The organism is Morganella sp. B601 (assembly GCF_051172335.1).
Classification (GTDB): domain Bacteria; phylum Pseudomonadota; class Gammaproteobacteria; order Enterobacterales; family Enterobacteriaceae; genus Morganella; species Morganella morganii.
Map to the genome: position 1 here is coordinate 118,602 of NZ_JBPIZE010000002.1, position 21,508 is coordinate 140,109.

Here is a 21,508-nt window from a genome sequence, read left to right on the forward strand (position 1 = left end):
GTAGATTGAGAAAATTATTGCTGTTAAGCCTGATGTGCGCCTTTTCTTATAATGTGTATGCCGGTGAAAATACCTGTTCAGAAGAAACGGCTGCCATTAACGCATTTAATAACTTTATTTTCACTCAGGAACAGCCTTTTAACGATTCCGTGAAAGAAATGAAGATGCATATAAAAAGCAATGATGACTATATTGAGAGTAATGCGTATGTAAAATTTGATGATTGCGGCAGGTTGCTGATACTGGAAAACAGCAAGGTCGTTAAATCCCGCATAAAAGAGAATGTTATCGTCAATGTCTTTGACATCAGGATAAATAAAAAGGATGAAGGCTGGCGCTATAATATGACATTTAAACTGTCTGGTATTGATCAGCATGGTGTCGATAACACATTTATGCTGCAGAGAATGCACGGAAAATTTCTGACCGGCAGCAACGGAAAAATAACAAAATCTGAAGATACGTCTTATGCCACGCTAGGTGATGAACGTATGAAATTCAAAGCGGAGACCCGCTTTTTAAGTGACGATAAGGGACGACTGTCAGAATCCGGCAGAGTCAGTACACAACCCAATGACAGTTCAGATACACGGTATTTTTATGATGACAAAGACCGATTAATACGGGCTCAGTCAGACACTACAACGGAAGAATATACCTATACGGCGGATGGTAAGGTATCAGGCAGTACAATGATTCAGAAATTTTCCACAACAGAAACAACCGTGACGACATGCAAAGAGTGGAATAAATTCGGCAGATGCACGCGTGCAGAACGGGATATAACGGTGTTAATTGAAAGTGAGAATGGCGAAAAGGACAGTATCTATAAGCATCATGCGGAAATTGATTATGAGTATGTTTATTAATTTAGGTCATTAAATTGTTTATTTTAATGGGAATCTGAGTGATGGCCGGTATATGAATGACGATAAAAAAGTTAATGTTGTCACAGGGATACTCCTGTTTATTATTTTTTCTTCAGGGAGTGCATCATCCGGAAACCGGGAACTATCCGGTGACTGGGGGATATATGACAGTAAGCCTGAATCCGTATTTAAGCCGCTTGATGATAAACGCTATAAGGCGCATTTTGAGGATGCAGCCAAGTATTTTATTGCTATCTATAATATGAATAATGAGGTTAACGATTTTTGTTTGATTGGCTATAAATGGCGTAATAAAGATCGTGAAAATAATGTCAATGTTATCTGGAAAAATCATTACTTAATCAACTGGGAAATGCCGTACCGGCCGGTTGATAACGCTGACTATGTCCGCTCACTGATATTATCAAAACCTGCAATAAATCTGAAAGACAATGTGGTTCCGTACAGTGAAATTGGTTTCCGCACAGCACTCTGGCCGGAAGAAGGAATTAAGCAGATAACGGATGATTGTATGAAAAATGGTAATCAGGTACAGATTCAGCCATTTCAGCCGGATCCGAAATGGAATATTGAAAATAAACCAGAATGAAGGTACAGAGAAACATTATTTAAAAAAATAGCCCATATATTAATATGGGCTATTGCAGATATGCAGATGCAACTATCAGTAGTTACACATTAAACAGGAAATTCAGCACGTCGCCGTCTTTCACTATGTAATCTTTACCTTCTGCGCGCATTTTACCGGCTTCTTTTGCACCTTGTTCGCCTTTGTACCGGATGAAATCCTCAAATGCGATGGTCTGGGCGCGGATAAAGCCTTTTTCAAAGTCGGTGTGGATTTTACCGGCTGCCTGCGGGGCGGTTGCGCCGACAGGGATGGTCCATGCACGGACTTCTTTCACACCGGCGGTGAAGTAGGTCTGCAGGTTGAGCAGGGCGTAACCGGCGCGGATCACACGATTCAGGCCCGGTTCTTCGATACCGAGGTCAGCCATAAACTCTTCGCGGTCACCATCTTCCAGCTCAGCGATGTCGGATTCAATTGCCGCACATACCGGTACCACTACTGAACCTTCTTTCTCTGCGATTTCACGCACCTGATCCAGATACGGGTTGTTCTCAAAGCCATCTTCATTGACGTTGGCAATGTACATGGTTGGTTTCAGAGTCAGGAAGCTCAGGTAGCGGATCGCCCCCATTTCTTCTTTATTCAGGTTCAGTGTGCGCAGCATCTGTGCGTTTTCCAGCAGCGGCAGGCATTTTTCCAGCACTTCCAGCTCCAGTTTCGCGTCTTTATCACCGCCTTTGGCGCGCTTCTGCACACGATGAATAGCACGTTCACAGGTGTCGAGATCAGCCAGCGCCAGTTCGGTATTGATAGTATCAATATCTTCTGCCGGGTTAACACGGCCGGAAACGTGAACAATGTTATCATCGTCAAAGCAGCGGACAACGTGGCCGATAGCTTCTGTTTCGCGGATGTTGGTCAGGAACTGGTTACCCAGTCCTTCACCTTTGGAGGCGCCTTTCACCAGACCGGCGATATCGACGAATTCCATGGTGGTCGGCAGAATACGCTGTGGTTTTACGATTTCCGCCAGTGCATCCAGACGGGCATCCGGCATCGGCACCACGCCGGTGTTCGGCTCAATTGTACAGAACGGAAAGTTCGCCGCTTCAATACCTGCTTTGGTCAGCGCGTTAAACAGCGTTGATTTCCCGACGTTCGGCAGACCGACGATACCACATTTGAAACCCATAAATTCTTCACCTTAAAAATGACAGCAGACCAAAACGGCCTGCAAGCACGTTAAATAATTGCCGCCGATTATACACGGTTACGGATAAACAGACGATACCTGCGGCTCACTGACCGGCTTTAAATGTATGCAGACGTGAAATGGCTTTTGCCATGCCGTCTTTCATCAGCACATCGGTGCAGCGCACAGCTTCATCGATGGTTTCATCAATCAGTTGTTGTTCGGAGGCAGGGGGCTTGCCCAGCACAAAGCCGACAACTTTGCTTTTATCACCCGGATGGCCGATACCGATACGCAGACGATGAAAGTTCGGGTTGTTACCCAATTTGCTCTGGATATCTTTCAGGCCGTTATGACCGCCGTTGCCGCCGCCGAGCTTCATTTTTGCCACGCCGGGCGGGAGATCCAGCTCATCATGTGCCACCAGAATTTCATCCGGGGCAATCTGGTAAAAACCGGCGAGGGCACCGACTGCTTTGCCGCTCAGGTTCATAAAGGTGGTCGGTACCAGCAGGCGGACATCATTCCCCTGAATATTCAGACGCGCGGTATAACCGTAAAACTTACTTTCTGATTTTAATGACTGATTATAACGGCGGGCCAGTTCATCCACATACCAGGCACCGGCATTGTGGCGGGTTTGGGCGTATTCCGCACCGGGGTTGGCCAGCCCCACAATTAATTTTATCTGACTCACACTTGTATCACTTGTTGTTCAGGCAGGTTTTGACTGCAAAGAGGGCTATTCTACCCGTCACCCGCGCGGAGTACAAAAGAAACGTCCTTCCCGGACGGATGTGGATATTTGTGCAATAATTTAGCGATGAATTATTAAGTTTCGCTTTTTGGCACAATAAGCCAAATAAAAAGTTTTATTTTTGGTCTATGTGATCTCATACGCAACATATACGTATCAATTCGGGCTATAATCTATGTCAAGAAGGAATTCCTACTTTCGTACTTTGAGTTGTTAGCAGACAAAAGAGTGGCGGAGGTCCCTATGAAACGTAAATTATCCTTATTGCTCGGTAACCTGCTGATGGTTGTCGGTATGCTGTTGATGGTCGGCAGTATGGCCTTTACTGTCGGTGTCCTTATTTTTGCACTTCCTTTACCGGATATCTATTCCGAAGCCTCCCTGATGGGGATCTTTATCGGTGCCCTGGTGTGGCTGGGCGGAGCCGGTCTGAGCGGGCGCCGTGAATCCATTGCGGATAAATATTACTGGCTGCGTCATTTCCACAGCCGCTACCGCCGCCGGATGCCGTAAACGAAATATTATCGCTAACGGTTAAAATGCCTGCCAACAAAAAACCCGTTGTCTTCACAACGGGTTTAAGCACGCAATGTGTATACTGATTATGAAATCAGTGTTCGAACATCGCGGAGATAGACTCTTCATTACTGATACGGCGGATGGCTTCTGCCAGCATTCCGGATAAGGTCAGAGAACGGACTTTATTCAGTGCTTTGATTTCCGCTGATAACGGAATGGTGTCACAGACAATCACTTCATCAATCACAGAATCACGGATATTGTTGACCGCGTTGCCGGAGAAGATAGGGTGAGTTGCGTATGCAAACACACGTTTCGCACCACGTTCTTTCAGTGCTTCCGCAGCTTTGCACAGCGTGCCCCCGGTATCGATCATATCGTCAACCAGTACACAGTCACGACCGGCAACATCACCGATGATATGCATCACCTGAGAAACGTTCGCACGCGGGCGGCGTTTGTCGATGATAGCCATATCAGTGTCGTTCAGCAGTTTGGCGATCGCACGGGCGCGGACCACACCACCGATATCCGGAGAAACCACAATCGGGTTGTCCAGATCTTTCTGCAGCATATCTTCCAGCAGGATTGGGCTGCCGAAGACGTTATCAACCGGAACATCGAAGAAGCCCTGAATCTGCTCAGCGTGAAGATCCACTGTCAGCACACGGTCAACACCCACACTTGAGAGGAAGTCAGCGACCACTTTCGCGGTGATTGGCACACGCGTTGAGCGGACGCGGCGATCCTGACGGGCATAGCCGAAATACGGGATAACAGCAGTGATACGACCCGCAGAAGCACGGCGCAGTGCATCAACCATGACAACCAGTTCCATCAGGTTATCGTTAGTTGGCGCACAGGTGGACTGGATGATGAAAACATCACCACCACGCACGTTTTCATTGATTTGAACACTGACTTCACCGTCGCTGAAACGACCGATCGCAGCGTCTCCGAGGTTAGTGTACAGGCGGTTGGCAACACGTTGTGCTAGTTCCGGGATGGCGTTACCAGCAAAAAGCTTCATATCAGGCACGAGAAAAACCTCAGGCATGCGTCCAGAGAGATTGAATTGTGAACCTGAAAGCGTCCGGAGACGGAATCAGGGGCAATTACAGTAGACCAGCGCGGAACTGATGAAGCGGCGAAATGTTGACACCACGTGCCACAAAGCCCTTCACCCACGCCGGCGCGTTAATTAACACCTGTCGGGCGGCTGCCTGGTTTTCGAACTCTCCGAACACACATGCACCCGTACCGGTCAGGCGTGACGGAGTATATTGTAGCAGCCAGGAAAGAAGGCAATCAACCTCACGAAAACGTTTTCTTGCAATCGGTTCACAGTCATTTGCGTACGGAGCCTGTAATAATGCGGCCAGAGAGCGGATCGGCGTGTCGCGAATTAATTGCGGATCTGTGAAGATAAGCGGTGTCGGAACCGAAATTCCGGGGTGTGCAACCAGATACCAGCGTTCCGGCGGAGACGCAGGGTGCAGAATTTCGCCTATTCCTTCAGCAATTGCCGCGTGGCCCCGGACAAATACCGGGACATCCGCACCGAGCATCACACCCAGCTCTGCAAGCGTTTCGTCGGGTAACTGTAACTTCCAGTGATAGTTGAGAGCGATAAGCACTGTGGCAGCATTGGAGGAACCGCCACCGATACCACCGCCCATCGGCAGAATTTTTTCAACGGCAATATCCGCACCGGGTAAATCCGCTGTCAGGTGATGCTCCCGTGCATAATTCTGTAACAGCCGGGCGGCGCGGATCACCAGGTTTTGCTCATCCGGTACGCCGGCAAGCGGGGTCAGCAGACGAATTTCACCGTCAGTACGTGGTGTAATTGTGACACTGTCACCATAATCCAGAAACTGAAACAGGGTTTGCAGCGTGTGATAGCCGTCCGCGCGGCGGCCTGTGATATATAAAAACAGGTTCAGCTTGGCGGGGGACGGCCAGATCAGTGATGTCAGTTGAGTGTCCATGAATCCATTTTCAGCTTGATGCGGTTATCACCCTGTTCGATATCCAGGCGGTTCGGCAGTTGCGGGGAGACTTTTTCATCATAGGACTGATAAGTGACTTTCCACTTTTCCATGCCCTGAGTCCAGCTCAGCGCTTTCAGGTGATACTGATTGCTGATGGCATAGGACTGCGCGTCACCCGGCAGGCCGACAATCCACTGACGCAGATTTTCCATCGGGATAGTCATACCGGTCAGCTGGTAAATCATGCTGTCCGGATCATCACTGTAATATTTCTGGCCTTTGTTGTCGGTCAGCTGGGTCTGGCCGTCTTTGACAATCAGTTCCAGCTCGGTGCTGCCGACCGGGTTGGTGAGCAGCAGTTTGTAGTTGTCCGGGGAATACTGCTGCCAGAAGAAACGGGCATAGGTTTTCTGGGTGGCACCGATGTAGGCAAACGAGCCGCGCGTCTGATAACGCTGTAACTGATTTATCTGTTCTGTCTGTGCTTTCCAGCCGGCAGAGGTGGCGGAAACATCGCCTTTCTCTGTATTGTCGGGCAGGGTACAGGCGGCAAGTATCAGGCTGCACAGGGGCAGAAGCCTGATAAAGCGCGGTAATTGAATAGAGGCCACGTTGTAATTTCCTTTAACAACTTATAAAAGCAATAACAGTATTGTGCCTGTTTCAGTGGCTGTTTCCTACCTCTCTTACGCTGATTTACGCAATTATCCGCCCGGCTGACACAGCCTGTTGCGCACCGCATTACGTGCTTATTATCACTGTTTCCCGTTTAACGCTTTAACTGCGCGGGATCGGCTGCTAAAATGCATGCAGTTATCCTTAGTAAGGGTGTTGATTTCCGGTATACTTAACCGGTATTTTACACACTTACCCCGGTCTGTATTGCAGGATATGACTCTATTAGCTCTCGGCATTAACCATAAAACCGCACCTGTTGCCTTACGTGAGAAAGTGACTTTCTCACCGGACAGCATGGAAGCGGCATTAACCAATCTGCTCGAACAACCGTCCGTGAGCGGCGGCGTTGTGCTGTCTACCTGCAACCGGACAGAAATCTATCTCAGTGTGGATGAACAGAATAATCAGCGCGATCAGCTGATCGACTGGCTGTGCCGCTATCACAACATCAACCCGCAGGAACTGATGTCCAGCCTTTACTGGCATCAGGATAATGAGGCTGTCAGTCATCTGATGCGGGTGGCCAGCGGGCTGGATTCCCTGGTGCTCGGCGAGCCGCAGATCCTGGGGCAGGTCAAAAAAGCCTTTGCACAGTCACAGACATACCGTTCACTCTCCCGTGAACTGGAACGCCTGTTCCAGAAATCTTTCTCTGTCGCCAAACGGGTGCGCACTGAAACCGATATCGGTGCCAATGCGGTATCGGTGGCGTTTGCTGCCTGTACTCTGGCGCGTCAGATTTTCGAATCCTTATCCAGACTGAATATTCTGCTGGTCGGGGCTGGGGAAACCATCGAACTGGTGGCCCGTCACCTGAACGAGCACGGCGTAAAACACATGATGATCGCCAACCGTACCCGCGAGCGGGCCCGCGTGCTGGCGCAGGAAGTCAATGCAGAGGTGATCACACTGCCGGAAATCGACAGCCGGCTGGCGGAGGCGGATATTGTTATCAGCTCCACGGCCAGCCCGTTGCCGATTATCGGTAAAGGTATGGTGGAACGCGCCCTGAAAGCGCGCCGTAACCGCCCGATGCTGCTGGTGGATATTGCGGTTCCCCGTGATATCGAAGCCGATGTGGAAAAACTCAGTAACGTCTATCTCTACACTGTGGACGATCTTGAGGCGATTATTGAGCACAACCTGGCACAGCGCCAGGTGGCGGCACAACAGGCGGAATCCATTGTGGTGCAGGAAAGCGGGCACTTTATGGAATGGCTGCGCGCCCAGAGCGCGGTCAATACGATCCGCGAATACCGTGAACAGGCCGAAGAGATCCGCGCCGCCATGGCCGCAAAAGCCGTGGCACTGATTCAGCAGGGGCATGACCCGGAAGAGGTTATCAACCAGATGTCTCAGCAGTTGACTAACCGCCTGATCCACGCACCAACCAAATCACTTCAGCAGGCCGCCGGTGACGGTGATACCGGTCGTCTGACTCTGTTACGCGACAGCCTCGGGCTGGAGCATCATTAACTTCCTCTATATATTTTTTAAGGTAGCAGACTACGAATGAAGCCTTCTATTGTCGCAAAACTGGAAGCATTGAAAGAACGTTATGAAGAAATTCAGGCGCACCTTGCGGACGCCGATGTTATCGCTGATCAGAATAAATTCCGTGCCTTGTCGAAAGAATATGCGCAGCTGACTGACGTTGCGAAATGTTTTGAAGCCTGGCAGACCATTCAGGATGATATCGACACCGCTCAAATGCTTCTTGATGATCCTGAAATGAAGGAAATGGCACAGGAAGAGCTGAAAGACGCAAAACTGCGGAATGAAACCTTAGAACAGGAATTACAGGTCTTATTACTGCCGAAAGATCCGGATGATGAACGCAACTGCTTCCTGGAAGTCCGTGCGGGCACCGGCGGTGATGAAGCGGCGCTGTTTGCCGGTGATCTGTTCCGTATGTACAGTCGTTATGCGGAATCACGCCGCTGGCGGATTGAGATCATGAACAGTAACGACGGCGAGCACGGCGGATATAAAGAAATCATTTTCAGAGTCACCGGTGAAAATGCCTACGGTAACCTGAAATTTGAATCCGGCGGCCACCGCGTGCAGCGGGTGCCGGAAACCGAATCCCAGGGCCGTATTCACACCTCCGCCTGTACTGTCGCGGTGCTGGCGGAAGTCCCGGAAGCGGAACTGCCGGATATCAACCCGGCGGATCTTCGCATTGATACTTTCCGCTCATCCGGGGCCGGTGGTCAGCACGTTAACACCACGGATTCCGCTATCCGTATCACCCATATTCCGACCGGGATTGTGGTGGAGTGCCAGGACGAGCGTTCACAGCACAAAAACAAAGCCAAAGCACTCTCGGTGCTGGCCGCGCGTATCAAAGCGGCGGAAGAGTCCCGCCGTCATGAGGCGGAAGCCTCTGAGCGCCGTAACCTGCTGGGTTCCGGTGACCGTTCGGATCGGATCCGTACCTATAACTTCCCGCAGGGACGGGTGACAGATCACCGTATCAACCTGACACTGTACCGCCTGGATGAGGTAATGGAAGGTAAGCTGGATGCGCTGATCCAGCCGCTGGTGAACGAATATCAGGCAGATCAGCTCGCCGCGCTGTCTGAGCAGGACTGATGACGTTCCGGACCTGGCTGGCGGAGGCTGTCAGCCGTTTAAGTTACAGCGACAGCCCGAAACGGGATGCGGAAATCCTGCTGACGTTTGTCACCGGCCGCACCCGCAGCTACATTATTGCTTTTGATGAAACCCCGCTCAGCGGGGATGAACAGCAGCGTCTTGAGGCGCTGCTTGTCCGCCGGGAGCAGGGCGAGCCGGTGGCGTATATCACCGGTGTGCGTGAGTTCTGGTCACTGCCGCTGGAAGTGTCTCCCGCCACACTTATTCCGCGTCCGGATACCGAATGTCTGGTGGAAGCAGCGCTGGAATTGTTACCGGCAGCATCCTGCGATATTCTGGATCTCGGTACCGGCACCGGTGCGATTGCGCTGGCACTGGCCTCTGAGCGGCCGGACTGTCATGTGACCGGGGCGGATATTCAGCCGGATGCGGTGGCGCTGGCACAGCGCAATGCCACCCGTCTGGGGCTGACGAATACAACCTTTAAAGAAAGTCGCTGGTTTGCTTCACTGCCGATTCATCAATTTGCTATGATAGTGAGTAACCCGCCATATATCGATGAGAATGATGAGCATCTGGTGCAGGGGGATGTCCGTTTCGAGCCGCGCAGTGCGCTGGTCGCCCCGCAGAACGGCCTGGCCGATCTGGCGGAAATCGCTGCGCAGTCCGCTCATTATCTGACACCCGGCGGGTGGCTGATTGTGGAACATGGCTGGCGGCAGGGAGGCGCTGTCCGCGAACTGTTCCGGGAAAACGGATTTTACCGGGTGGAAACCCGCCGCGATTATGGCGGAAATGATCGGGTTACTTTAGGTCAACGGGAAGAGAAATGAAAAGCATTGCCGATTTTGAATTCAATGGTGCGCCGTTACTGAGCGGCATTATGTTAGTGTTAAAAACTGTCCGTCCGGATTTTGACCGGGAAAAGGCAGAAGCACACATCAATGAACTTATCCGTCAGACCCGTAAACGCCTCCCGCCGTATTCCGACGAACATACCTGTTTACAGACCCTGATCACGCTCTTTTACCACAAATGGCAGTTCAGCGGTGCCAGCGGCGTTTATTCGCTGTCTGATACCCTGTGGCTGGATAATGTACTGCGCACGCAGCGCGGCTCGCCGGTATCACTCGGCATCCTGTTCCTGCATATTGCACAGGCTATCGGTTTGCCGGTTGTGCCGGTGGTTTTCCCGACCCAGCTGATTCTGCGGGCGGATCTCGATGACGAAACCCTGTTTATCAACCCGATTAACGGCGATCTGCTGGATCAGCACACGCTGGATGTCTGGATTAAAGGCACGGTCAGCCCGGCGCATCATCTGACCGGGGATGACCTCGAAGAAGCCGAAAACAGCCATGTGGTGCGCAAATACCTCGACACTATTAAAGTCGCGCTGATGGAAGAGAAAAAAATGGAGCAGGCTCTGAAAGTCAGCGAAACCATTTTATTATTTGATCCGGATGACCCGTATGAAATCCGTGATCGCGGGCTGATTTATGCCCAGCTGGACTGCAGCCATATTGCAGTTTCCGATCTGAATTATTTTATTGAGCAATGTCCGCAGGATCCGGTATCGGAAATGATAAAAATGCAGATCCACACTTACGAACAGCAGCATATCGTTCTGCACTGATAAACGGATATCGTTTTACATATTTTCATAAACGCAATTTAATTGCCTCTGCCAAAAGGTTATACCATGCAACAGAAAGTCGTATCTATCGGGGATATTCGTGTCGGCAACGCGCTGCCGTTTGTTCTGTTCGGCGGCATGAACGTCCTTGAATCCCGCGATCTGGCGATGAAAATCTGCGAACATTACGTGACTGTCACGCAGAAGCTGAATATTCCTTACGTCTTCAAAGCCTCTTTTGACAAGGCAAACCGCTCTTCCATCAATTCTTACCGTGGTCCGGGCCTTGAGGAAGGGATGAAGATTTTTGAAGAGCTGAAAAAAACCTTCGGTGTGAAAATTATTACCGACGTTCACGAATCCTGGCAGGCACAGCCGGTGGCGGACGTGGTGGACGTGATCCAGTTACCGGCCTTCCTGGCGCGTCAGACTGACCTGGTGGAAGCCATGGCGAAAACTGGCGCGGTCATTAACATCAAAAAACCGCAGTTTATCAGCCCGGGGCAGGTTGGTAATATCGCGGAAAAATTCCGTGAAGGCGGCAATGACCAGATCATTTTATGTGATCGCGGTGCAAACTTCGGTTATGACAACCTGGTTGTGGATATGCTGGGCTTTAAAGTGATGGAAAAAGCCTCCGGCGGTTGCCCGGTGATTTTCGATGTCACACACTCCCTGCAATGCCGCGACCCGTTTGGTGCCGCATCCGGCGGTCGCCGTGGTCAGGTGGCTGAACTGGCCCGCGCCGGGATGGCAGTCGGCCTGGCCGGTCTGTTCCTGGAAGCACATCCGGACCCGGATAATGCCCGTTGTGATGGTCCTTCCGCGCTGCCGCTGGCAAAACTGGAGCCGTTCCTGCAGCAGGTTAAAGCTATCGACGATCTGGTGAAAAGCTTCCCTGAGCTGGATACCGAATAATTTCCGATGCAGCTTCACACAGTCGTTAACATGTTCGGCGCTGATCTTCAGCGCCGTTATGGCGAAAAAATCCATAAAATCACCCTCCACGGCGGCTTCAGCTGCCCTAACCGTGACGGCACCCTCGGGCGCGGCGGTTGTACTTTCTGTAATGTGGCATCTTTTGCGGATGAAAATGCACAGTATGATTCCATTGAGGAGCAACTGAGTCAGCAGTCCGGCAAAATCACCCGTGCCAAACGTTATCTTGCCTATTTCCAGGCCTATACCAGCACCTACGCGGAAGTTGAACTGCTGCGTGAGATGTATGAATCCGCACTGACTCAGGCCGATGTGGTGGGATTGTGTGTCGGTACGCGGCCGGACTGTGTGCCGGAGGCGGTGCTGGAGCTGCTGCAAAGCTATCAGCAGCAGGGCTATGAGGTATGGCTGGAACTGGGATTACAGACCGCCCATGATAAAACCCTGAAACGTATCAACCGCGGTCATGATTTTGCCTGTTATCAGGCCACCACCCGGGCCGCCCGTGAGCGCGGGCTGAAAGTGTGTTGTCACCTGATCACCGGCCTGCCGGGAGAAACTGCAGCCGATAATCTCATCACACTTGAGCGTGTGCTGGAGACCGGCGTTGAAGGTATCAAACTGCATCCGCTGCATATTGTGGAAGGCAGCACCATGGCAAAAGCCTGGCGGGCGGGGCGCTTACCCACCATTTCCCTCGAAGAGTATGTCGCCACCGCCGGGGAGATGATCCGCCACACACCGCCGGACGTTATTTATCACCGCATCTGCGCCAGCGCGCGGCGTCCGACCTTACTGGCACCGGACTGGTGCAGCAACCGCTGGCTCGGCATGAACGGACTGTGGCAGTATCTGCTGGCAAACGGCGGCCAGGGCAGCGCAATCTGAGTGTGAATCACAGCCAGCGCCGTGTCTGCTGACAATAGGCCGTCCATTCCTGTTTAAATTTTCCGGCAAGGAATTTTTCTTCCTGCGGGATGCTGAACAGATCGGTGATCAGCCAGAAAATAAGGCCGCCGATGAGAAAATAGTAAGAGTGGGTCAGCAGGGCAAAACCGATACAGGCGGAGGTCAGTGCGAGATAAACCGGATTACGTGACAGACGGAACGGTCCGCCGGTGATGAGATGAGTGGCCTCGCCGAGCGGGTTCGGTGTGGTGTTATGGCGGCGGAAATACACCAGTGACGCGCCAACCCAGCCGAGACTTTCCAGCCCGATCAATATGGCTAAAATACCGCTCCAGCCGCTGAACTGAATCACCAGTGCATCTTTGGCATACAGCCAGGCAGCTGCAATGACGTTGATAATCAGCCAGTTAAGGAAGGGAAGACGAAACACAGCCATGATTTTTCTCCGGTACCAGATAAAGAAACGGCGGACATTACGCCCGCCGCAGTATTCAGTATAGCCTGATTACAGAGGTTATCATGCCTCCGATGTCACACCATCCATTAGTCCCAGTTCAATCAGAGCTTTACTGACTGACGGGTAAAAGCTGATTTTATTCTCAATCGGTACAATCCGTGCCCGCGCCAGGGTTTTCAGCGGCTGGAACGGAATATCGGTGACCACGATGTGTGTATCCACACCGGCTTCGTCGATAAAACGGCGGAAGGCTTTTAATCCGCCCGCATCCAGTACCGGTACCGCATCCCACTGCATCACAATGGTGTGATATCCCGCGCTTTTGACTTTCAGATCATCAAAAATCCGTTCAGCAGCGGCAAAGAACAGCGGGCCGTTAACCCGGACAACCAGAAGCCCTTTGTCATGATCGGTATAGGAAGACTCACTCAGGCGCGTCATATTGGCGATACGGCGCATAAACAGCAGTGAGGCCAGCACAATCCCGACACTGATAGCAATGACCATATCAAACAGCACAGTGAGGCTCAGGCACAGCAGCAGCACGATAATATCGTCTTTCGGCGCGCGGCGGATAAGTTCAATGACTTTAGCTGCTTCACTCATATTCCATGCCACCATCAGCAGCAGGGCGGACATCGCGGCCAGCGGCAGATAAGAAAGCAGCGGTGCCAGGATCAGCAGAGTCAGCAGTACCAGCAGGGAGTGAATAATCGCAGAGACCGGCGATGTGGCACCGGCACGTACGTTGGCCGCCGAACGGGCGATAGCAGCAGTGGCGGTAATGCCACCGAAGAACGGTGCGGTGATATTACCCAACCCCTGACCCAGTAATTCGCCGTTGGAGTTATGTTTTTTGCCGGTCATTCCGTCGAGCACCACTGCACAGAGCAGCGATTCAATCGCGCCGAGCATTGCCATCGAAAACGCTGCCGGCATCAGGGCGGTAATGGTGGCCCAGCTGAACACAAATTCTTTGCCGTCCGGGGTCGGTAAATTCCACGGCAGGATAAACTGCGGCAGAATCGGCGGGATCCCCGCACCCTGTGTACCGTCCGCCAGAGTATAACTGAAGCGGGAGCCGATGGTGGCAGCTTCCATGCCGAACAGCGACAGCACCAGCATCACCAGCATCCCGGCAATCACAGCGGGAAGGTGTCCCGGCAGGCGCAATTTCAGTTTCGGCCAGTAGATCAGCACCAGCAGTGTGGTCACGCCAATCAGGGTATCCGACAGATTGATGGTCGGCATGGCTCTGACAAGGGCAATCACCTTATCAACATAGTTTTCCGGTATATGCGCCATGGTCAGACCGAAAAAGTCTTTCACCTGCATGGTGGCGATGGTGATCGCAATCCCTGAGGTGAAGCCGAGCACCACGGAAATCGGAATATATTCAATGAGTTTACCGAAACGCGCCAGACCCATTGCCAGCAGGATAATCCCGGACATCAGGGTGGCTATCAGTAACCCGCCCAGCCCGAACTGCTGGGATACGGGGTAGAGAATTACCACAAATGCGGCGGTTGGCCCGGAGACACTGAAACGGGAGCCGCCGGTCACCGCAATCACAATACCGGCAATAGCCGCCGTATACAGACCATATTGCGGAGCCACACCACTGCCGATAGCCAGTGCCATGGCCAGCGGGATAGCAATAATCCCGACGGTGATACCTGCAATGGTATCTTTTATCAGACGGGAAACGGAGTAAGGCTGTTTCCAGCACGAGTCAATTAATGCAGAAAAAAGAGATAATCCTTTAAATGTTGAAATTTTCATTTCCGGACAACTGTCACCTCTGAGTCATATGAAAAAAATAGGGAGACGCTAAAGCGCATTAGTCTACGCAAAACAGGGAGAGATTTAGCTGAGATACATCAAATGACGCTGTATACAATAGCGGATATTAAAATAAAATCAAAAATATGAAGAAGTTAAGGTGTAATAAAACAGGATATTCTGCCACCGGACCGGATAGCAGCATAAAAAAAGAAAAGGCAGAAACGAAAAAAGCCTGCTGATTGCTCAGCAGGCTCTTCTCTTAAGATGGCGGTGAGAGAGGGATTCGAACCCTCGATGCACTTTCGCGCATACACACTTTCCAGGCGTGCTCCTTCAGCCACTCGGACATCTCACCGGGGTACTGTTCGTTGCGTTGATATCTCGCTGCAACGGGGCGCTACTATAGGGGAAGCGACGTAACCCGTCAATACACGCCATGAAAAAAAATATGTTTTTTCGTTTGTTTAACCAAAAAAACAGCATATTGGTGATTAACATAGCAAATCCGCTGAAAACAGCGTACCGCCTGCCTGAAAAATGAGCGCTGATTTTTTTCCGGCGGAAAATCATCTGCCGGAAAAATATGCAGGTCAGTTAACAATAACAACATTTTAACGATACGAAAATCTGTCCGGGGCTTGAATTCTTTGCGTAATCCTATCAGGCTGGTAAAAAAACAGAGGAGCGCCGCATGAATATTATTTTCTACCATCCTTTTTTTGATTCTGAGCTGTGGATCAACGGCATGAAAAAACACCTGCCGCAGGCAAATATCCGCAAATGGGTTCCGGGTGATAACCAGCCGGCGGATTATGCCCTGGTGTGGTTACCGCCGCGTGAGTGTCTGGCCGGGCGGACCACCATGAAAGGGGTCTTTGCGCTGGGTGCCGGGGTGGATGCCATTCTGAAACAGGAACAGGCAAACCCCGGCACACTGCCTGCCGGGGTGCCGGTGATCCGCCTTGAAGATACCGGGATGGGGGCGCAGATGCAGGAGTACGCGGTTGCCAAGGCGCTGTGGTACTTCCGCAAGATGGATATTTATAAACGCCAGCAGGAGCAGCGTATCTGGAAGGCTCAGCCTGCTTTCACATTTGATGAATTCGAAATCGGCGTGCTGGGAACCGGGGTTCTCGGCCGTTCCGTGGCAGAAAAGCTGGCAGAGTTCGGATTTAAAGTCCATGGCTGGAGCCGGACACCAAAACAGATCCCCGGCGTGACAAGTTTCCACGGTAACGACCAGCTGGATGAATTCTTAAGCCACAGCCGCCTGCTGATCAACCTGCTGCCGGACACACCGCAGACCAGGGGGATCCTCAACCAGTCACTGTTCAGTAAGCTGCCGCAGAGTTCTTACCTGATTAACCTGGCGCGCGGTTCGCATCTGGTTGATAACGATTTACTGGAAGCCATCGATGACGGGCAGATTGCCGGTGCCAGCCTGGATGTTTTTGCTACTGAACCGCTGCCGGAAATGCACCCGTTCTGGACCCACCCGCGGGTGGATGTCACGCCGCACATTGCTGCATTTACCATTCCGTCAGAGGCAATGAAAGCCATTGTTGCCAATATTGAGCGGATTGAGCGGGGTGAAGCACCGCAGGGCGTGGTGAATATGGAACTGGGGTATTAATTCTTTACAGCGATAAGGACAATCCGGACAATAGCGGCAACTCAGTTAATAAGGATTTGAAGTATGAATGAATTTTCACTGGTCTGCCGCCTGCTCGGAACGCTGTTTAACCGCGCTCCGGCTGATCCTGTACTGGCACCGGTTCTGACGATGATTAAGCAGGGGCAACTGAAAGCCCACTGGCCGCTGGAGCAGGATGCACTGCTGACACGGCTGGCTGAGCATTGCGACAGTGCGGAACTGGCAGCGGATTATCAGCAGCTGTTTGCTGACGGGGCGGTGGCTCAGCACCGGTCGGACTATACCGGTGAGCCGGAAAGTGAAGTTCGTCAGTTTCTCAGTGAGCGCGGGATGCCGCTGACTGATGCGGTAACCGACAGTTTCGGGTCTCTGCTGCTGGCGGCATCCTGGCTGGAAGATCAGGCACAGGAAGATGAAGTCAGTGCACAGACGGCGCTGTTTGCGGACTATCTGCTGCCGTGGAGTGATACATTTCTCGGGAAAGTCGAATCTCATGCACAGCACGGCTTTTACCGTACGCTGGCTATCCTGACCCGTGAAGCACTGTCCGCTTTGTATGAAGAGCTGACAGAAAACACAGAAGAAGACGAAAACGATGATTAGTATGTGACGTTGTCACATATTGTTTTTCAGGCCCGGTCATCTGACCGGGCTTTTTGTATCCGGTCAGAACAATCCCAGGAACCAGCCTGCCGCCAGCGTGATAAAGCTGAACAGCCAGATCCAGAAGAAGGAGTAGCGCAGGTGCCGGCCCATATCAACCCCGGCAATCCCCACTGCCAGCCAGACAGCCGGTGAGAACGGGCTGACAAAGGTTCCGGCATTATTACCGATAGCCATAGCATACACCACATCCGCAGGCGGAATACCGGCGGATGCCACCACGTCACGGACAATCGGCAGCAGGGCAAAGTAATAGGCATCGGTACTGGTGAATATATCCAGCGGCACACCAATCATCCCGATAATAATGTGGAACTGTTCCGCCATATGTCCCGGAATAATCAGCAGCAGATCCTTAGCCACGGACTCCAGCATTCCGCCTTTATCCATAATCCCCAGGAATACCCCGGCGGAAAGAATAATTGCTGCCATGGATAATGCCTGCGGGGCATGATGGTTAATCACCGCAACCTGATCTTTCGGTTTCGGGTAATTGACAATGAGCGCGGCGGAGAGCGCCAGCATAAAGATATAGGGTGCCGCGAGCCACCCCAGTGCCAGACTCAGAATCGCCAGCAGGATCAGCGAGATATTAATCAGAAAGCGCTGTGGTTTTTCCGTACCGTGTTCGTTATCCGCCTCATCATACAATTCAAGAAGCGAATCCTGCTCATACGGTGTGGTGCCGTATTGTGCCGCCCGGGCGATACGGCGTTTTTCCCGCAGACCAAACAGTGCGGCAACCAGCACGGATGCGGTAATACCGATGATTTGTACCGGGATCAGCGGCTGCCACAGGACTGAAGCGGAAATACCGGTCACAGCAGAAGCGCGGCCGAGCGGTCCGCCCCACGGCACCATATTCATCACCCCCATACTCATACACATCAGCAGCAGCATCAGATACGGGCTCATACCCAGACGCCGGTAGATAGGCAGAAATGCCGGGATAATAATCAGAAAGGTTGCCGCACCGGAACCGTCGAGATGCACAACAGCTGCCACCAGCGCAGTGACCATCGCCACAATTACCACATTTCCCCGTGTCAGCCCGATCATCAGGCGGATAAACGGATTGAAGATATGCAGATCTTTCATAATGCTGAAAAACAGAATGGCAAACAGGAACATCACTGCGACACTGGCAACTTTCTTGATGCCGTAATCAAAAAATGCCGTGATTTCAGGCAGGGAATAGCCGGCCAGCAGGGCGCCGAGCAGGGGAATAACAGACATGGCAATTACAGGGCTGGTTTTTCCTGTCATCAGCAGAACGACAATAGAAATGATGATCAGCAGTCCAATCAGTGTCAGCATCAGATGATCCTTATCCGGAATTGTTATTTTCTGATGTTACTGAAAGAGATGAAGGTAGTGTTAAAAATGTTTATGAATTGTGAAATGTATCATCAAAAAAGAATCCGGCAGATTCAGAAAAAAGCGGTCAATCACAAATTAATTTTATCTGTAACAGCAGAAAAATCAGTGTTTCGCTCTGTTTTTCGGGAAGTGTATTGCGGATGTGTCAGAATGTGATATCCCGGTATTTTTTCGTATGCATTGAATTTTCGTCATATTCTTCTGCAAAATAGGAAGGTAATACCGTTCCCGGCGGGATAGTTAAGGAACGGTATAATAATTTAGTGAATTAATAATTTACTATCACAATTAAAAATTTTAATCGAAATTATTCGGTTAGCGGGATAACGATCCGGCCCGGACGGATTTCAATGCCCTTGGCAAACTTCTTCGCAGCCGCTTCGGCGGTATTATCGCCATTCAGCACATACACCGGGGTGATATTGAAAAAGGTGCTCAGTGTATGGTTGAGATAAGGGATCAGCGCGGAAATCAGGGTATCCCATTTGTCCGGATCCAGCGTGTAATTGGTAATTTCAACATCCCGCATATAGATTGACCCGCTGGAGGCATCAAAATACGGTGCGGCGCTGAGGGACATCGAGATGGTGAAATCCCGTGAACCGAACAGCGAAACCAGCTTCAGCGAGCCGATTGCTGTCAGTTTTACTTTGCCCGGCTCTTCACGGCCAATTTCAGTGAGCAGTTTTTCCAGGGTAAAATCCGCATCTGCCACACCATCCATACCAATCTGTTTATTCAGATGGATATTCTCTGCCACCGCACTGTTAATGGTCTCTTCACTGACACTGATTTCGGTTAATTTATCGCAGCCGGTTAAAACCGTTGCTGCGACCAGTGCCGCGGTAAAAAGGAATAATCTCATCGGTATCTCCTGTTGTATACCACCCGATACTAACCTGTGCTGCGGCAAATCCCAAATATCCGGATCAATTTAATACGGCAGGGCTTATCTTCTTCGGGTTAAACTGGCGGTAAAGTGCTATCAGCGTAATCAGCCCGATTGTACCGAGTAAAAACCAGGGAAGTTCAGGTAATTGCATTTCTTTACCCAGATCATACAGCCAGCCGCCGCCGGTATAACCGATGGCACCGCCGAATGCCAGCCCCAGGCGGCTGAAGCCCATGTAACTGCCGCGTGCGCGCGGATCCGCCAGTGACGCGCTGAGAGTTTCCCGCGCCGGTTCGGCAATCACCGAACCTAAATAGAACAAACAGATAATCGCGAACAATACATGCAGTGAATGAGTCAGTGCGACCGGGAACATACTCAGGCTCATCAGGAACAATCCGGCCATCAGGCGGGTTTCCAGCCGGAAGTGTTTTTCACTCCAGCGGGCCAGCGGATAGAGCAGAGTCAGTGATAACGCGGCCTCAATGGCATACATCCATTTCACCGCCGCCGGTGTGCCCGCCAGTTCGTTGACGATGATCGGGAACATCAGCATCACCTGCACGGAGAGAATGAAATAACCGGTCAGTGTCAGCACATAGCGGGAGAAGCGTTTATCACTCAGTACGCGGGTCAGCCCCTCTTTGACCGGGGTGCGGGTGGTGGAAATGCGGTAAGCGGGCAGCAGCCAGGCATTACACAAGGCGGTGATAATAAAGATTGCCGCGCCCACCCAGCAGACCAGATGAAAGTCATAGATAAGCAGCCAGCTGCCGAGCAGTGCCCCGAGTACCGCCCCTGCGCTGTCCTGCATCAGCAGCAGGGAATAGAAACGGCCACGTTCATACGGGCGGGTCAGTTTGATCACCAGTGCAGTGCGCGGCGGGTCAAACAGCGTGCCGCCGACAGCCGAGAGAATACAGGAGAGCCAGAGGATCCACGGCTCATCCGCCATGGCCATCAGGGCAAAACCGCCGGCACGGAGAAACATACCGATGACGATCATCGGCTTGGCGCCGAAGCGGTCAGCAATCGCACCGCCGAATATTCCCAGCCCCTGCTGGACAAGCTGGCGCAGCCCCAGAGCAAACCCGACCACAATCCCCGCCCAGCCGAGTTGTTCAACAAAACGGATGGAGATCAGCGGGAAGACCACAAAGAAGCCGAGAACAACCAGCAGGTTATCCACCAGCAACCAGTACTTACCCAGCGTCCGGGCTTGTCTGACAAGTGACATTCAGCACCACATTAAATATTGAAAGGAATAGAAAAAAGGGAGATGATTACACCTTCTATTCTCTGCTTATTCAGCGTCTGATAACAGAGAATTCAGGATGATATTTTTTTATCGACGGAACGTGGTTAAGCACACCCTGACTACGGCCTTCTGAGAGAGGAATTATGTTGTTCGGCTACCGCGCGAATACGCCGCAGCTGCGTTTTAACACGGACAGAATGGTGGTCCGGCTGGCGCACGAGCGGGACGCGTACCGCATCAGTGAATATTACTGTGAAAACGAAGCATTTCTGAAACCCTGGGAGCCTCTCCGCGATCGCAGCCACTATCATCCTTCCGGCTGGTCATCCCGCTTACAGCTGATGACGGATATGCACCGTCAGGGCACCGCTTTCCATTTTCTGCTGCTGGATCAGGCTGAAAATGAGGTGATGGGGGTGGCGAACTACAGTAATGTCATCCGCGGCGTGTTTTACGCCTGTTTTCTCGGCTATTCACTGGGAGAAAAATGGCAGGGGCAGCATTATATGCAGGAAGCCCTGGAGCCGACACTGCGCTATATGCAGCGTCAGCAGGGCATGCACCGCATTATGGCAAACTATATGCCGCATAATCAGCGCAGCGGACAACTCCTTGCCCGGCTCGGGTTTGAAAAAGAGGGCTACGCAAAAGATTATCTGATGATTAACGGCCGGTGGCGTGACCATGTTCTGACCGCACTGACCACCCCGGACTGGGTTAAGCCACGATAACGGCG

Annotated in this window: 22 protein-coding genes and 1 tRNA gene; 12 read left to right on the top strand and 11 right to left on the bottom strand. The window is 51.7% G+C overall.

Going from position 1 to position 21,508, the window contains the following annotated elements; all coding sequences use genetic code 11:
- Positions 1-5 precede the first annotated feature (5 nt).
- Together ACSBQN_RS05250 and ACSBQN_RS05255 are read left to right on the top strand one after the other, a co-directional pair.
- The gene (locus tag ACSBQN_RS05250; RefSeq protein WP_354632802.1) at positions 6-869 is read left to right on the top strand and encodes a hypothetical protein; all 864 of its coding nucleotides are present in this window, start codon (positions 6-8) and stop codon (positions 867-869) included.
- A 52-nt stretch (positions 870-921) separates the two neighbouring features.
- On the top strand, positions 922-1,479 hold the full coding sequence (locus tag ACSBQN_RS05255; RefSeq protein ID WP_214177124.1) for a hypothetical protein: 558 nt from the start codon (positions 922-924) through the stop codon (positions 1,477-1,479).
- A gap of 82 nt (positions 1,480-1,561) precedes the next feature.
- Here the strand turns inward: ACSBQN_RS05255 and ychF are convergent, their stop codons facing one another.
- Positions 1,562-2,653: a redox-regulated ATPase YchF gene (ychF, locus tag ACSBQN_RS05260; protein ID WP_024472949.1), complete on the bottom strand. Its 1,092-nt coding sequence runs from the start codon at positions 2,651-2,653 to the stop codon at positions 1,562-1,564.
- Between the two features lie 106 nt (positions 2,654-2,759).
- Positions 2,760-3,350: an aminoacyl-tRNA hydrolase gene (gene pth, locus ACSBQN_RS05265; protein ID WP_004239475.1), complete on the bottom strand. Its 591-nt coding sequence runs from the start codon at positions 3,348-3,350 to the stop codon at positions 2,760-2,762.
- A 303-nt stretch (positions 3,351-3,653) separates the two neighbouring features.
- On the opposite strand from pth, the gene ACSBQN_RS05270 reads away from it, so the two are divergent.
- A complete protein-coding gene (locus ACSBQN_RS05270) occupies positions 3,654-3,923 on the top strand; it encodes a stress-induced protein YchH (RefSeq protein ID WP_004237330.1) in 270 nt (89 codons plus the stop codon).
- A 97-nt stretch (positions 3,924-4,020) separates the two neighbouring features.
- Here ACSBQN_RS05270 and prs read toward each other — a convergent pair whose 3' ends face one another.
- From prs to lolB, 3 genes are all read right to left on the bottom strand, one after another.
- On the bottom strand, positions 4,021-4,968 hold the full coding sequence (gene prs / locus ACSBQN_RS05275) for a ribose-phosphate diphosphokinase (protein ID WP_004239474.1): 948 nt from the start codon (positions 4,966-4,968) through the stop codon (positions 4,021-4,023).
- A 76-nt stretch (positions 4,969-5,044) separates the two neighbouring features.
- Positions 5,045-5,920 (bottom strand): 4-(cytidine 5'-diphospho)-2-C-methyl-D-erythritol kinase, encoded by an 876-nt coding sequence (ispE, locus tag ACSBQN_RS05280; RefSeq protein ID WP_036407841.1) that lies wholly within the window; start codon positions 5,918-5,920, stop codon positions 5,045-5,047.
- Positions 5,905-6,534: a lipoprotein insertase outer membrane protein LolB gene (lolB, locus tag ACSBQN_RS05285; protein WP_024472951.1), complete on the bottom strand. Its 630-nt coding sequence runs from the start codon at positions 6,532-6,534 to the stop codon at positions 5,905-5,907. The genes ispE and lolB overlap by 16 nt, the downstream gene beginning before the upstream one ends.
- 280 nt (positions 6,535-6,814) lie before the next feature.
- On the opposite strand from lolB, the gene hemA reads away from it, so the two are divergent.
- The 6 genes from hemA to ACSBQN_RS05315 all read left to right on the top strand — a co-directional run bounded on the left by hemA (position 6,815) and on the right by ACSBQN_RS05315 (position 12,662).
- Entirely contained in the window at positions 6,815-8,077 is a 1,263-nt protein-coding gene (gene hemA, locus ACSBQN_RS05290) for a glutamyl-tRNA reductase (protein ID WP_036414691.1), read from the top strand.
- Positions 8,078-8,113: 36 nt separating this feature from the next.
- On the top strand, positions 8,114-9,196 hold the full coding sequence (prfA, locus tag ACSBQN_RS05295) for a peptide chain release factor 1 (RefSeq protein WP_004237324.1): 1,083 nt from the start codon (positions 8,114-8,116) through the stop codon (positions 9,194-9,196).
- Positions 9,196-10,032, top strand: a complete 837-nt coding sequence (gene prmC, locus ACSBQN_RS05300; RefSeq protein WP_214167919.1) for a peptide chain release factor N(5)-glutamine methyltransferase — start codon at positions 9,196-9,198, stop codon at positions 10,030-10,032. The genes prfA and prmC overlap by 1 nt, the downstream gene beginning before the upstream one ends.
- On the top strand, positions 10,029-10,835 hold the full coding sequence (gene sirB1 / locus ACSBQN_RS05305; RefSeq protein WP_024472954.1) for an invasion regulator SirB1: 807 nt from the start codon (positions 10,029-10,031) through the stop codon (positions 10,833-10,835). The genes prmC and sirB1 overlap by 4 nt, the downstream gene beginning before the upstream one ends.
- Before the next feature lie 66 nt (positions 10,836-10,901).
- A complete protein-coding gene (kdsA, locus tag ACSBQN_RS05310; protein WP_004237321.1) occupies positions 10,902-11,753 on the top strand; it encodes a 3-deoxy-8-phosphooctulonate synthase in 852 nt (283 codons plus the stop codon).
- Between the two features lie 6 nt (positions 11,754-11,759).
- The gene (locus tag ACSBQN_RS05315) at positions 11,760-12,662 is read left to right on the top strand and encodes a TIGR01212 family radical SAM protein (RefSeq protein WP_015422677.1); all 903 of its coding nucleotides are present in this window, start codon (positions 11,760-11,762) and stop codon (positions 12,660-12,662) included.
- Between the two features lie 7 nt (positions 12,663-12,669).
- Here ACSBQN_RS05315 and ACSBQN_RS05320 read toward each other — a convergent pair whose 3' ends face one another.
- The 3 genes from ACSBQN_RS05320 to ACSBQN_RS05330 all read right to left on the bottom strand — a co-directional run bounded on the left by ACSBQN_RS05320 (position 12,670) and on the right by ACSBQN_RS05330 (position 15,280).
- On the bottom strand, positions 12,670-13,119 hold the full coding sequence (locus ACSBQN_RS05320) for a methyltransferase family protein (protein ID WP_214167921.1): 450 nt from the start codon (positions 13,117-13,119) through the stop codon (positions 12,670-12,672).
- 81 nt (positions 13,120-13,200) lie between these two features.
- Positions 13,201-14,922: a C4-dicarboxylic acid transporter DauA gene (dauA, locus tag ACSBQN_RS05325; RefSeq protein ID WP_036407848.1), complete on the bottom strand. Its 1,722-nt coding sequence runs from the start codon at positions 14,920-14,922 to the stop codon at positions 13,201-13,203.
- 268 nt (positions 14,923-15,190) lie between these two features.
- Positions 15,191-15,280 (bottom strand) — tRNA-Ser (locus ACSBQN_RS05330).
- 336 nt (positions 15,281-15,616) lie between these two features.
- Here ACSBQN_RS05330 and ghrA point away from each other — a divergent pair.
- On the top strand, positions 15,617-16,558 hold the full coding sequence (gene ghrA, locus ACSBQN_RS05335) for a glyoxylate/hydroxypyruvate reductase GhrA (RefSeq protein ID WP_004239466.1): 942 nt from the start codon (positions 15,617-15,619) through the stop codon (positions 16,556-16,558).
- Positions 16,559-16,621: 63 nt separating this feature from the next.
- On the top strand, positions 16,622-17,182 hold the full coding sequence (locus ACSBQN_RS05340) for a TorD/DmsD family molecular chaperone (protein ID WP_036407851.1): 561 nt from the start codon (positions 16,622-16,624) through the stop codon (positions 17,180-17,182).
- A 63-nt stretch (positions 17,183-17,245) separates the two neighbouring features.
- Here ACSBQN_RS05340 and ACSBQN_RS05345 read toward each other — a convergent pair whose 3' ends face one another.
- From ACSBQN_RS05345 to mdtH, 3 genes are all read right to left on the bottom strand, one after another.
- The gene (locus ACSBQN_RS05345) at positions 17,246-18,559 is read right to left on the bottom strand and encodes a CitMHS family transporter (RefSeq protein WP_036407855.1); all 1,314 of its coding nucleotides are present in this window, start codon (positions 18,557-18,559) and stop codon (positions 17,246-17,248) included.
- Positions 18,560-18,929: 370 nt separating this feature from the next.
- Positions 18,930-19,487, bottom strand: a complete 558-nt coding sequence (locus tag ACSBQN_RS05350) for a lipoprotein (RefSeq protein ID WP_024472962.1) — start codon at positions 19,485-19,487, stop codon at positions 18,930-18,932.
- 64 nt (positions 19,488-19,551) lie between these two features.
- Complete coding sequence (gene mdtH, locus ACSBQN_RS05355) at positions 19,552-20,751, bottom strand: multidrug efflux MFS transporter MdtH (protein ID WP_024472963.1); 1,200 nt, start codon at positions 20,749-20,751, stop codon at positions 19,552-19,554.
- A 167-nt stretch (positions 20,752-20,918) separates the two neighbouring features.
- Between mdtH and rimJ the strand changes: the two genes are divergently transcribed.
- Entirely contained in the window at positions 20,919-21,503 is a 585-nt protein-coding gene (gene rimJ / locus ACSBQN_RS05360) for a ribosomal protein S5-alanine N-acetyltransferase (protein WP_004239462.1), read from the top strand.
- Positions 21,504-21,508 lie beyond the last annotated feature (5 nt).

Bases quoted from the DNA above. Each gene is read 5' to 3' on its own strand.
- ACSBQN_RS05255 (WP_214177124.1), top strand. From the start codon at position 922: ATGAATGACGATAAAAAAGTTAATGTTGTCACAGGGATACTCCTGTTT.
- ychF (WP_024472949.1), bottom strand. From the start codon at position 2,653: ATGGGTTTCAAATGTGGTATCGTCGGTCTGCCGAACGTCGGGAAATCA.
- ACSBQN_RS05270 (WP_004237330.1), top strand. From the start codon at position 3,654: ATGAAACGTAAATTATCCTTATTGCTCGGTAACCTGCTGATGGTTGTC.
- ispE (WP_036407841.1), bottom strand. From the start codon at position 5,920: ATGGACACTCAACTGACATCACTGATCTGGCCGTCCCCCGCCAAGCTG.
- hemA (WP_036414691.1), top strand. From the start codon at position 6,815: ATGACTCTATTAGCTCTCGGCATTAACCATAAAACCGCACCTGTTGCC.
- prfA (WP_004237324.1), top strand. From the start codon at position 8,114: ATGAAGCCTTCTATTGTCGCAAAACTGGAAGCATTGAAAGAACGTTAT.
- prmC (WP_214167919.1), top strand. From the start codon at position 9,196: ATGACGTTCCGGACCTGGCTGGCGGAGGCTGTCAGCCGTTTAAGTTAC.
- sirB1 (WP_024472954.1), top strand. From the start codon at position 10,029: ATGAAAAGCATTGCCGATTTTGAATTCAATGGTGCGCCGTTACTGAGC.
- kdsA (WP_004237321.1), top strand. From the start codon at position 10,902: ATGCAACAGAAAGTCGTATCTATCGGGGATATTCGTGTCGGCAACGCG.
- ACSBQN_RS05315 (WP_015422677.1), top strand. From the start codon at position 11,760: ATGCAGCTTCACACAGTCGTTAACATGTTCGGCGCTGATCTTCAGCGC.
- ACSBQN_RS05320 (WP_214167921.1), bottom strand. From the start codon at position 13,119: ATGGCTGTGTTTCGTCTTCCCTTCCTTAACTGGCTGATTATCAACGTC.
- dauA (WP_036407848.1), bottom strand. From the start codon at position 14,922: ATGAAAATTTCAACATTTAAAGGATTATCTCTTTTTTCTGCATTAATT.
- ghrA (WP_004239466.1), top strand. From the start codon at position 15,617: ATGAATATTATTTTCTACCATCCTTTTTTTGATTCTGAGCTGTGGATC.
- ACSBQN_RS05340 (WP_036407851.1), top strand. From the start codon at position 16,622: ATGAATGAATTTTCACTGGTCTGCCGCCTGCTCGGAACGCTGTTTAAC.
- ACSBQN_RS05345 (WP_036407855.1), bottom strand. From the start codon at position 18,559: ATGCTGACACTGATTGGACTGCTGATCATCATTTCTATTGTCGTTCTG.
- ACSBQN_RS05350 (WP_024472962.1), bottom strand. From the start codon at position 19,487: ATGAGATTATTCCTTTTTACCGCGGCACTGGTCGCAGCAACGGTTTTA.
- mdtH (WP_024472963.1), bottom strand. From the start codon at position 20,751: ATGTCACTTGTCAGACAAGCCCGGACGCTGGGTAAGTACTGGTTGCTG.